General features: G+C 38.4%; 11 protein-coding genes. 1 reads left to right on the forward strand and 10 read right to left on the reverse strand.

The features are described 5' to 3' along the window. Nucleotides 1-391: 391 nt before the first annotated feature. The 7 genes from H5084_RS12575 to H5084_RS12605 all read right to left on the reverse strand — a co-directional run bounded on the left by H5084_RS12575 (nucleotide 392) and on the right by H5084_RS12605 (nucleotide 6,889). Complete coding sequence (locus tag H5084_RS12575) at nucleotides 392-1,228, reverse strand: outer membrane protein OmpK (RefSeq protein ID WP_182690693.1); 837 nt, start codon at nucleotides 1,226-1,228, stop codon at nucleotides 392-394. A gap of 173 nt (nucleotides 1,229-1,401) precedes the next feature. Next, entirely contained in the window at nucleotides 1,402-2,112 is a 711-nt protein-coding gene (gene deoD / locus H5084_RS12580) for a purine-nucleoside phosphorylase (protein WP_028867064.1), read from the reverse strand. Nucleotides 2,113-2,128: 16 nt separating this feature from the next. Continuing rightward, nucleotides 2,129-3,376, reverse strand: a complete 1,248-nt coding sequence (locus H5084_RS12585) for a phosphopentomutase (RefSeq protein WP_182690694.1) — start codon at nucleotides 3,374-3,376, stop codon at nucleotides 2,129-2,131. Then, nucleotides 3,376-4,149: a deoxyribose-phosphate aldolase gene (gene deoC, locus H5084_RS12590; protein ID WP_028867066.1), complete on the reverse strand. Its 774-nt coding sequence runs from the start codon at nucleotides 4,147-4,149 to the stop codon at nucleotides 3,376-3,378. Before deoC ends, H5084_RS12585 begins: the two co-directional genes overlap by 1 nt. Nucleotides 4,150-4,270: 121 nt before the next feature. Further along, entirely contained in the window at nucleotides 4,271-5,527 is a 1,257-nt protein-coding gene (locus H5084_RS12595) for a NupC/NupG family nucleoside CNT transporter (protein ID WP_028867067.1), read from the reverse strand. 157 nt (nucleotides 5,528-5,684) lie between these two features. After that, complete coding sequence (gene tal / locus H5084_RS12600; protein WP_182690695.1) at nucleotides 5,685-6,635, reverse strand: transaldolase; 951 nt, start codon at nucleotides 6,633-6,635, stop codon at nucleotides 5,685-5,687. 83 nt (nucleotides 6,636-6,718) lie between these two features. Further along, nucleotides 6,719-6,889, reverse strand: coding sequence for a XapX domain-containing protein (locus H5084_RS12605; protein WP_182690696.1), 171 nt, complete (start codon nucleotides 6,887-6,889; stop codon nucleotides 6,719-6,721). 157 nt (nucleotides 6,890-7,046) lie between these two features. On the opposite strand from H5084_RS12605, the gene H5084_RS12610 reads away from it, so the two are divergent. Next, nucleotides 7,047-8,417, forward strand: coding sequence for a hypothetical protein (locus tag H5084_RS12610; RefSeq protein ID WP_182690697.1), 1,371 nt, complete (start codon nucleotides 7,047-7,049; stop codon nucleotides 8,415-8,417). A gap of 105 nt (nucleotides 8,418-8,522) precedes the next feature. Here the strand turns inward: H5084_RS12610 and cdd are convergent, their stop codons facing one another. From cdd to H5084_RS12625, 3 genes are all read right to left on the reverse strand, one after another. Continuing rightward, entirely contained in the window at nucleotides 8,523-8,930 is a 408-nt protein-coding gene (gene cdd, locus H5084_RS12615; protein ID WP_182690698.1) for a cytidine deaminase, read from the reverse strand. Nucleotides 8,931-9,221: 291 nt separating this feature from the next. Further along, on the reverse strand, nucleotides 9,222-9,980 hold the full coding sequence (gene udp, locus H5084_RS12620) for a uridine phosphorylase (RefSeq protein WP_182690699.1): 759 nt from the start codon (nucleotides 9,978-9,980) through the stop codon (nucleotides 9,222-9,224). 66 nt (nucleotides 9,981-10,046) lie between these two features. Next, nucleotides 10,047-10,331: transketolase-like TK C-terminal-containing protein (locus tag H5084_RS12625; RefSeq protein ID WP_310735755.1), on the reverse strand; the 285-nt coding region annotated here is incomplete at its 5' end.

The following is a 10,331-nucleotide window of genomic DNA, read 5'->3' on the forward strand; positions in this document are numbered from 1 at the left end:
AATTTCTATTTATCCCTTAACTCTTCATTTTTATGCTTAACAAAAAGTAGCCGTACTTTTGATTATTTTGGCTAATAGTATTTCAGACTTAGATTGATTTCACCTGCTTGATATTCATTCAAATAGTTAATGCAACAGGCATCAATAGGTGGATAATTTGAAGGTGAATAATTAAATGATTTGATAGTGAAGAGATAAATGATTTGAGGGTGAATAGTTAAATGACTTGAGGGTAATAGTTAAATGATTTGGAAATAGGTTTAAGTCGATTTACAAATAATTCAAAGGTTAATGTAGGAGATTGTGTGCAATGAATTGCAGGATAAAAGACTATCCTGCAATTATTTATGATTGGCTACATGTTATTTAGATGCAGTCAAAAAAGCGATGCTTAGAACTTGTAAGTAGCAGCAATGTAATGACTGAAACCTGTTGTTTCAAACTCACCAAAGCCAAAGTTTACTCCGTCTTTAAGGCCGTAAACGTCTTTATAAGCTTTCAAGCCGTAACCTACTGAGAAACGGTCTGAATGCCAGTAAATACCGTTAAACATTGCGCCGCCATTACTTGATGTTGAATATTCATCTTTCATGCCAAATTGATAATCGATATAACCTTGGTAAGAAATGAATGAGCCATTTTCGAAGAAGTAAAAAGGTTTAAACCAGTTAGTTGACACTTGGTAACCATTCCAGTCTTTTTTGTTTACATCGTAAAGGCCGTAAATATTAAATCCAATTTTTCCTAACCATGGCACCATAATATCTGAACCTAGACCAACAAAAGCATTGTTAACGTCACCAGTGCCGCCATTGTTAGTATCGATACTACCACCACCAATATTAAATAAAGTAGCAAAGTATAGTTCTTTAATAGGGCCTACAGATAAGTCAGTACCTGTTAAACCATCTATTGAAAAACGAGGAGCCAGCTTCATAAACATTTTGCTTGCGCCGTCGCCTTTGTCTGAATCATTAGAGTTAAGTAAGTTAAACGTGTCAATGTAACCGTAATAATCTAATACTCCAGCACGACCACCAAATTCAAGCTCTAAATAGTCATGATCATTTTCATCAGCACCTTTAATGCGTGGCATTTCATCAATTGAATACATTAAATTTGCTTGCATCCATTTATAATCGTTTTTATGCGTATCGCCATCGGTATAATCAGCTGCAAACGTTGGCATTGCTGCTGCTAAGCTAAGAGCAAGTATTGTTTTTTTCATTGTAAAGTTCCTTTTATTAAGTAAAGCAAACCCTAGACATGATAATTCATGTCTAATATCAGGTCATTTTTGGTGACTATCATCCATAACGTCACATTGGATGATGGCTAAAACTCCTGCCGCTTAAGGTGGGCCATAAGCATTAAATAGCAGGAATTTTTTAGATGCACTTTTTATTCTGCAACCACAGAATCAAGCGCTATTAACAACATTTCATTAAAACTTGTTTGACGATCATCTGAAGACAGTTTTTCGCCAGTACGGATATGATCCGATACGGTTAAAATACATAGTGCTTTTGCACCGTATTCAGCTGCCACGCCGTATAGACCAGCCGCTTCCATTTCTACACCTAAAATGTTGTATTTTTCTAATGTATCAAACACTTCAGGCTCAGGTGTATAGAAAGTATCAGCAGAGAAAATATTGCCCACTTGCGCTTTAATACCGTGCGCTTTTGCAGAGTTCACTGCTTTTTCTAATAGGCTGTAATCTGCAATAGCAGCAAAATCATGATTAGCAAAACGGATACGGTTTGCTTTTGAGTCTGTTGATGCACCCATTCCGATGATCACATCACGGACTTTAATGTCTTTGCTTACTGCGCCACAACTACCTACACGGATAATGCTTTTAACACCATAATCTTTGATCAATTCAGTCGCATAAATTGAACATGATGGGATACCCATACCGCTGCCCATAACTGAAATACGTTTACCTTTGTAAGTACCAGTAAAACCAAGCATATTACGAACATCCGTCACTTGCACAACGTCTTCTAAAAAGGTCTCTGCAATGTATTTAGCTCGTAAAGGGTCGCCTGGCATTAATACTGTTTCTGCAAATGCGCCGTCGACTGCGTTAATATGTGGTGTTGCCATGTTAATTCTCCAATAATTATTTAAAAATACTTTTACCGTATTCAAGATCTGGTAATTGATGATATTCCGCGATTGTTTGTCCGATATCAGCAAAGGTGTCACGCAAACCTACAGGGCCTGCAGGTATATTTTTACCGTAGAAAATGACCGGAATATGTTCACGAGTGTGATCAGAACCAGGCCAAGTTGGGTCACAACCATGGTCTGCTGATAACACTAACAGGTCATCGTCATCCATCAACGCAAGCATTTCTGGTAAACGAGTATCAAAATACTCAAGTGCTGAGGCATAACCTGCCACATCACGACGATGACCAAAATCCGCATCAAAATTTACAAAATTTGTAAATATAATGGTTTCTTTATCTGCATCTTTTAGTGATTGTAAAGTAGTGTCGAATAATGCTTCTAAGCCTGTTGCTTTAATCGCTTGGGTAATACCTTGGGTTGCAAAGATATCCGAAATTTTACCAATACTGACCACTTCTCCACCGGCATTTTTCATGCGATCTAACAAGGTTTCAGAAGGTGGCAATACAGAGTAATCATGTCGATTACCAGTACGTGCGAAATTACCCGGTGCAGTGCCTAAAAATGGACGCGCAATCACTCGGCCAATGTTGTAAGGCTCTAATAGCTCTCGTGCAATTTCACATAGCTCATACAAACGCTCAACACCGTAGGTTTCTTCATGACAAGCAATCTGAAAAACACTATCACTTGATGTATAGAAAATCGGCTTACCCGTTTTCATGTGCTCTTCGCCTAACTCATCTAAAATCACCGTACCTGATGAATGGCAATTTCCTAGATAACCAGAGATGCCTGAACGTTCAACAATTGCATCTAATAATTCTTTCGGGAAGCTATTTTTCTTGTCTTTAAAGTATCCCCATTCATACAAAACAGGGGCGCCAGTAATTTCCCAGTGACCACTTGGTGTATCTTTACCGGTAGAAATTTCCTGTGCGTAACCATACGCAGAGACAGGAACAACAGTTTCGTCGAGTTCGAGCGGGAATTCACCTGAACTATCTCGGCAAGCATGTGCTAGGCCTAATTTGGTTAGGTTAGGTACCACTAAAGGCCCCTTACGATTTATATCTGCTTGACCTGTTGCACAAAGTTTGGCAATACTGCCAAATGTATTTGCACCCACATCATTAAAAGTAGTGCCATCGGCTAAACTGCCTTCAAATTGGTCTGCATCGTGGCTTGCGCCTATACCTAAAGAATCAAGTAATAGAATAATGGTGCGTTTCATTAGTAACCTCCAGTTTCAGCGGGTTTAGTCGCTAAATTTAATTCCGCTAATAAGCTTCCTAAAAGGCTTGAAGCCCCAAAACGGAAATGCTCTGTGTTCACCCAATCGTCACCCATAATATCTCGGGCTAATTGCATGTAATCATTTGCAGTTTGTGCATCTTTCACACCACCTGCGGCTTTAAAGCCAATATCCTTGCCTGACTTTTTAATGGCTTCGATCATTACTTTTGTTGCTTCTAATGTTGCGTTGACTGGTACTTTACCCGTTGATGTTTTAATAAAGTCAGCGCCTGCATTAATACAAATTGAACTTGCTTGCTCAATTAACTCGGCAGTTTTTAACTCACCGCTTTCAATAATCACTTTTAAAGTGACTTGCTCGCCGCAAACTTCTCGGCAGGCTTTAACCATTTTTTCTCCAACCGTAGCGTTGCCCGCTATTAATGCTCGGTATGGAAATACTAAATCCACTTCATCAGCGCCATAGGCGACAGCGGCTCTAGTTTCAGCGACAGCAATGTCGATATCGTCATTACCGTGTGGGAAATTTGTGACTGTTGCGATTTTAATATCGCCAGTGTTTTGTGCTTGTAACGTTTTACGTGCAATCGGAATAAAGCGTGGGTAAATACAAACAGCAGCAGTGTTACCTGCGGCACTCTGTGCTTGTTTGCATAGCGCAATCACTTTTTGATCCGTGTCGTCATCATTCAGTGTGGTTAAATCCATCAAATGAATTGCTTGTCGCGATGCTTGTTGTAAATCACTCATTAAAAAATCCTTTGATTTCATTTTTTGGGTTATTAAGTTGTATCGTATTTATTGATACTACCTAAAGGTTAAATAACTGAGGGCTCATAAGAGCACCTCAGTGCTTATTTAAATATGTAGGTTATGCAACGCTTAGCGCGAAGAAAATACCTACTAAAGTTGCACTCATTAAGTTAGATAATGTACCAGCCATTACCGCTTTTAAGCCTAAGCGTGCGATATCAGGGCGACGTGAAGGTGCTAATACACCCAGACCACCTAATAAAATAGCCATTGACGATAAGTTAGCAAAACCACATAACGCAACAGTAATAATTACTTGTGTATGTTCGCTTAATGCTTCTTTAACATTTATAAAGTCGATGTAAGCAACAAACTCATTCACTACTAATTTCTGACCTAGTAAGCTACCTGCAACAACAGCTTCAGACCATGGCACACCAATTAAGAAAGCGATTGGAGCAAATAAGTAACCTAGAATTTGTTCAAGTGTTAATGCCTCAAAACCAACAACATCACCAAACGCACCTAACATAGTATTAATTAATGCAATTAATGCGATGAAAGCGATTAACATTGCACCAACATTTAGCGCAAGTTTAAGACCAGATGATGCACCTGAAGCCGCAGCATCAATAACGTTAACAGGTTTGTCTTCATCTTCAACTAATGCGAGTTCTTCGGCAGTAAGCTCTTTGGCTAGTTCTGTTTCTGGCTCTAAAATTTTAGCCATTAACAGACCACCAGGAGCTGCCATGAATGATGCAGCGATTAAGTACTCAAGGCTAACACCTAAAGATGCATAACCTACCAATACAGAACCAGCAACTGACGCTAAACCACCACACATTACGGCAAACAATTCAGAACGAGTCATATGTTTAATGTAAGGTTTAACCACTAATGGTGCTTCAGTTTGCCCAACAAAAACGTTCGCAGCAGCTGACATTGACTCAGTACGACTTGTGCCTAGTAATTTTTGTAGCGCGCCACCAAAGATTTTGATAATGAATTGCATTACACCTAGGTAATACAAAACCGCCATGAATGAAGCAAAGAAAATAATGATAGGAAGTACTCTAAAGGCAAAGACAAAACCGCCACCGCCAAATACTTCAAACATCTTACCTGATACAAGACCACCAAATAGGAAGCTTACCCCTGCATTAGCACTATCGATAACACCTTGAACTGCGCCAGAGATACCCTGCAGGAATGATGCACCCCACGGAGTAAAAATAACGAAAGCTGGAATGATTGCTTGTATTGCAAAAGCCCCACCCACAGTTCGAATATTAATTGATTTTTTATTCTTAGAAAAAAGAAAAGCAATTAAAAGAAGGGATATAACTCCCACTAGACCCATAATTATGTGCATATATTTACTCCATTCATTTATGTCAATTAGACTGAAGAATAACTCTACAGTCATCTCCCTCTGATATCCTGGCCAACCCAGGCATGTATAATCCGAAAAATTCGAATTTGTGCGGTTTGTTACCTATTGATAACAAACCTAATTTGTTACACCTCGATTATAGTTTATCCATAATCATGGTTTCTAATTTATTCTGGTCAATCGCAAAATTGCGAATACCTTCGGCTAATTTCTCAACCGCCATAGGATCTTGATGATGAGCCCATAAAAATTCAGATTCTGTTAATGCTCTTGGCGCTGCTTTAATTTCTGTAGTTGCGATTAATTTTGTTTCAACTTCACCATCAGTATCACGTAATTCTTGTAATAATTGCGGGCTAATCGTTAAACGGTCACAACCTGCAAGCGCTAGAATTTCACCGACATTTCTGAAACTAGCACCCATTACCACTGTGTTATAACCATGCTCTTTGTAATAGTTATAAATAGATGTCACAGAGATCACACCAGGGTCTTCACTAGGTTCAAAATCAACACCTTGCTTCGCTTTGTACCAATCCATAATACGGCCAACAAAAGGTGAAATCAAAAACACCTCTGCTTCAGCGCAAGCCTGTGCTTGAGCGAATGAAAAAAGCAGCGTGAGGTTACAGTTAATCCCTTCTTTTTCAAGTGTTTTAGCTGCTTGAATACCATTCCAAGTTGCCGCTAGCTTGATTAAAATACGATCATTGCTTATTCCTGCATCATTATACATTTTCACTAACTGACGGGCCTTTGCTAAACTCGCTTCAGTATCGTAAGAAAGACGCGCATCCACTTCGGTAGAAATTCGACCAGGAATTGTTTTTAAAATCTCTTTACCGATATTGACCGCTAGCATGTCACAGGCAACTTCTACTTGTTGTTGTTTGTTATCGGCCTGTTTTTTAGCATATTCGATTGCATCTGCGATTAATGGTGCATAAGCTTCAATAGTCGCAGCTTTTAGTATCAGTGATGGGTTAGTTGTAGCATCTTCAGGTTGGTACTGTTTGATTGCTTCAATATCACCTGTATCTGCAACAACTGTTGTCACTTGGCGTAATTGCTCTAATTTATTTTGCATGTTTGTTCCTTTCACTTGATTCTTTATTTGCAACTGAAACCTGGTTGAAAGCGTCTCACTTTTTATTTATATTAAGTATTTATTTACGACAATAACGGAATGATAAATTGTTGATAAACAACACCACCAAGATAAACACCAAAAATCCCGATAATGCCTGAAAGCACTGGTGGAGCTGGCAGCGGCAGCTTTAAAAAAGCAAATATTAACCCCACAACGACCCCCGCAAATAAAGCTAATAGTATTTCTTGCATCTCTGTTCCTTGTCACTCTTCAATGAGTAAATAGTAGGCATTCAAAGCACTTTAAAATGAGATCTTGATCTATAGATTTGACATTGAGTGAATAGCATTAACTAGCGTTAACAAAATATGTGGTTTATGCTAATAGCAGATTTAAGGAGCCAATATTATGTTTAATATAAGAGAAGATTTTAATTGTTGTAAAACAGTTAGTTGCAGAAATTTCGGCATAAACAAAAGTGATGACTATATTTATAAAAGTAAACGCTTAGGGTACCTTGCAGTGGAATGTAAAGCCTGTGGCAGCCATCCACCTTGGGTAAATAACCAAATAATTGAAAATATCTTAAAAGAAAAGCTTGCATTCCATTTTTCGCGAAAAATTAGCCACTGTACGCATTGTTATCAATATTTCTTTTTTAACGAAAAAAATGAAGCTCAATTACACGGTTTCACTGCAGCGGGTACACAACGTTTGAAATGTAAAAATTGCCAACGAGTGTATAGCGTAGGTAAACATAAAAATATTGATGCAATCAAACAGGTACTACAAACAGTAATAGATAAACTCGATACCAGTGCGGCGATCAAAAAAACCGGTTTATCTGCACGTCTTTATTACTTTTACCTCGATAAATTATCATTATTGCTCACCAACTTTAGCCGTTTAAAAGAGCAGGAAATACTACAGCGCGACTACATAGCACTGCAAACAGAAGGCAAAGTCTTACATTTGGACCACAAGCGAGGTTTTTATACTTTATTTACTGCAGAGGCTGATAGCGGCTATATTTTATTGCAAACCAGTAATGTCACACAACAAAAGCTAACCAAACAAGATACTTATCACAGCACTGAAAATACTGTCATTAAAGATGGGTGTTCTAGTAATGTTGAAAATGAAATTAATCAACGTTACCAGCAAACTATGCAGCGTAAACATTTCGAAAAATTATTGGTTGGCGAGTTAAAACCGATCAACCGCTGTAATTTAATCAATCCAGCAAGGCTGTCATACGTGCATTTTTCGATGCTACGCGCCTTTATATATAAAACAGAGCGTTACAGACATTATATCGAGTTAGAAAGTAGTATTCGCGCGGCTGCATTAATGTCAGCCTATCCTGAGATTAAAACTGAAAAAGCGGAAATCTATTATTATTTACCTTTTGCTGACAGCAAAGAAACATTAATTAATAAAAAAGCGGGATGGTGGGGAGATCGTTGGTCAAGTTTCGAATCCGGAGCCTATAGCGCGATCACTAAAAAATTGCAAAGTAACCCCCCTTTTGACTTAAGGGATACGGAATATCTGAATCGTTATTTTACTTATTTAGAAGGAAGTTTGAATAAGGGGTTAAATAGTATGAATACGCTTGCAAATTTTTCAGAGATTCATCGCGTACTATTTAATTTTTGTGAAACCAATAAAGGAAAAAGTCCTGCTATGCAGTTTGCTTTAGCGGAAAAACCCTATACTGCACAGGAACTACTAGAAGAAGCGATTAGATTTAACCAATATGTACCGAAAAAAGACTAACATAGAAAGTGCTAATAAAAGAAATAAAGGCCAATATATTGACCTTTGAGTGCTTAAAATGAACGTAACAATTATTGTCTAATAACAACTATTTTCCAATAGCGATTAAAGCTCTTCACCTAAAAAAGCAAAAGGTAATAATGCAGCAATCGTATTTTTTGTATATTCTGTTTCTGATTCATAGCTATACACCACACAATCATTCTTTGACTGCTCAGCAATCACTTGTCGACACGAGCCACAAGGATGCGCCGTCACCAAAAGCTTTTGCGCATTACGAGCAGCGATATGCACTTCCTGAATATCACCTTTGTTAATACCTTCAGCAACAGCAGTGAAAATAGCATTACGTTCTGCACAGATAGTCGTTGGGTAAGCAGCAGATTCAACATTAACGCCCTTGAATTCTCGTCCATCTTTGCACACCACAATAGAAGCAACATTGAATCCTGAGTATGGCGCAGAGCTATTATCTAATAGCGTTTTTAATTCATTAAAATAGTTTTTTTTCATATGAAATTTCTCTCTTTTTCTACATTGGGAATGTGTTTGATGCAATTGATACATTCTCACAACAGACAGTAAGTTAACTCAGTATTAGCAACCATTAACTACACAACAACAGTGCTTATGGCATAAACATAACGCTATAGCCTAATTTCATCGGGCACAATCAAAACAGCTGTGGTAAAAATTTAAATGTTTTAAATGAACAGGCTATAGATTTAAGTGACTCTTTGTTCTACTTGAAGAGTCACTTTGGCGCGATAGACTGAGTACTACGATCACCGCCGATACCAGCCTTTATTTTAATAATTTTTTAGCAGCTGCAACCACTATCGTAATCGCATGTGACTCTGTTTTTTTCATAGTCGCTTCATCTGGAATCTCTTGTTGTGTACGGTTAACAATAACACCGGCAACACAAGCAGCAGCCCAGCCTTGAGAAGCACACATAGTAAACAAAGTAGATGACTCCATTTCATAGTTTAATACACCAAGATCCTGCCACTCTTGCATTGAACCTTTAAACTGACGAGTAACACGACCAGATACTGTATCGTAACGCTCTTGACCAGGATAAAAAGTATCACTTGAAGCGGTGATACCAACATGTGGTTCAATATCCAGATCACGACATGCAGCAACCATTGCCGTCGTCGCATGGAAATCTGCAACCGCTGGGAACTCCATAGGAGCAAAATGTAAACTTGCACCATCTAAACGCACAGAAGCTTGTGTCACAATCACATCCCCGACATTTACATTTGGTTGAATTGCTCCAGTCGTACCGATACGTAGGAAAGTACGAACGCCTAGTTGTGCTAATTCTTCAACTGCGATTGAAGTCGATGGACCACCAATACCTGTTGAACAAACAACAACGGCTTTCCCATCTATGTATGCTAAGTAGCTTGTGTACTCACGATGGCTTGCTAAAAATGTTGCATTTTCCATTAATTCAGCAATACGAGCAACACGCTCAGGATCACCTGGGACAATCGCTACAGTTGCACCATCTAACATCGCTTTTGTTAAACCTAAATGAAATACTTCAGACATAATATTTTTCCTTTTCAAAAGGCAGCCACGCTGCCATAAGTTAGTTTATTTATTTAAATGCTTAATTTATAAGTTAATTGCAGTGTTCACAACATTATCAACAGTGAAACCAAACATCTCAAAGAGTTGATCGGCAGGTGCTGACTCACCAAATGTTGTCATACCAATTACTGCACCGTTTAAGCCAACGTATTTGTACCAGTAATCAGCAATACCCGCTTCAATAGCAACACGTTTAGTCACTGCTGCTGGTAATACAGATTCTTTGTACTCTGCTGATTGTAATTCAAACTGCTCAGTACAAGGGATAGATACAACACGTACCGCTTTACCTTGTGCTGTTAATTCAGC

Source organism: Psychromonas sp. SR45-3 (genome assembly GCF_014163575.1).
In the GTDB taxonomy this organism is placed as follows: Bacteria; Pseudomonadota; Gammaproteobacteria; order Enterobacterales; family Psychromonadaceae; genus Psychromonas; species Psychromonas arctica.

Bases quoted from the DNA above. Each gene is read 5' to 3' on its own strand.
- deoD (WP_028867064.1), bottom strand. From the start codon at position 2,112: ATGGCAACACCACATATTAACGCAGTCGACGGCGCATTTGCAGAAACA.
- tal (WP_182690695.1), bottom strand. From the start codon at position 6,635: ATGCAAAATAAATTAGAGCAATTACGCCAAGTGACAACAGTTGTTGCA.
- H5084_RS12610 (WP_182690697.1), top strand. From the start codon at position 7,047: ATGTTTAATATAAGAGAAGATTTTAATTGTTGTAAAACAGTTAGTTGC.
- deoC (WP_028867066.1), bottom strand. From the start codon at position 4,149: ATGAGTGATTTACAACAAGCATCGCGACAAGCAATTCATTTGATGGAT.
- H5084_RS12585 (WP_182690694.1), bottom strand. From the start codon at position 3,376: ATGAAACGCACCATTATTCTATTACTTGATTCTTTAGGTATAGGCGCA.
- udp (WP_182690699.1), bottom strand. From the start codon at position 9,980: ATGTCTGAAGTATTTCATTTAGGTTTAACAAAAGCGATGTTAGATGGT.
- H5084_RS12575 (WP_182690693.1), bottom strand. From the start codon at position 1,228: ATGAAAAAAACAATACTTGCTCTTAGCTTAGCAGCAGCAATGCCAACG.
- H5084_RS12595 (WP_028867067.1), bottom strand. From the start codon at position 5,527: ATGCACATAATTATGGGTCTAGTGGGAGTTATATCCCTTCTTTTAATT.
- cdd (WP_182690698.1), bottom strand. From the start codon at position 8,930: ATGAAAAAAAACTATTTTAATGAATTAAAAACGCTATTAGATAATAGC.
- H5084_RS12605 (WP_182690696.1), bottom strand. From the start codon at position 6,889: ATGCAAGAAATACTATTAGCTTTATTTGCGGGGGTCGTTGTGGGGTTA.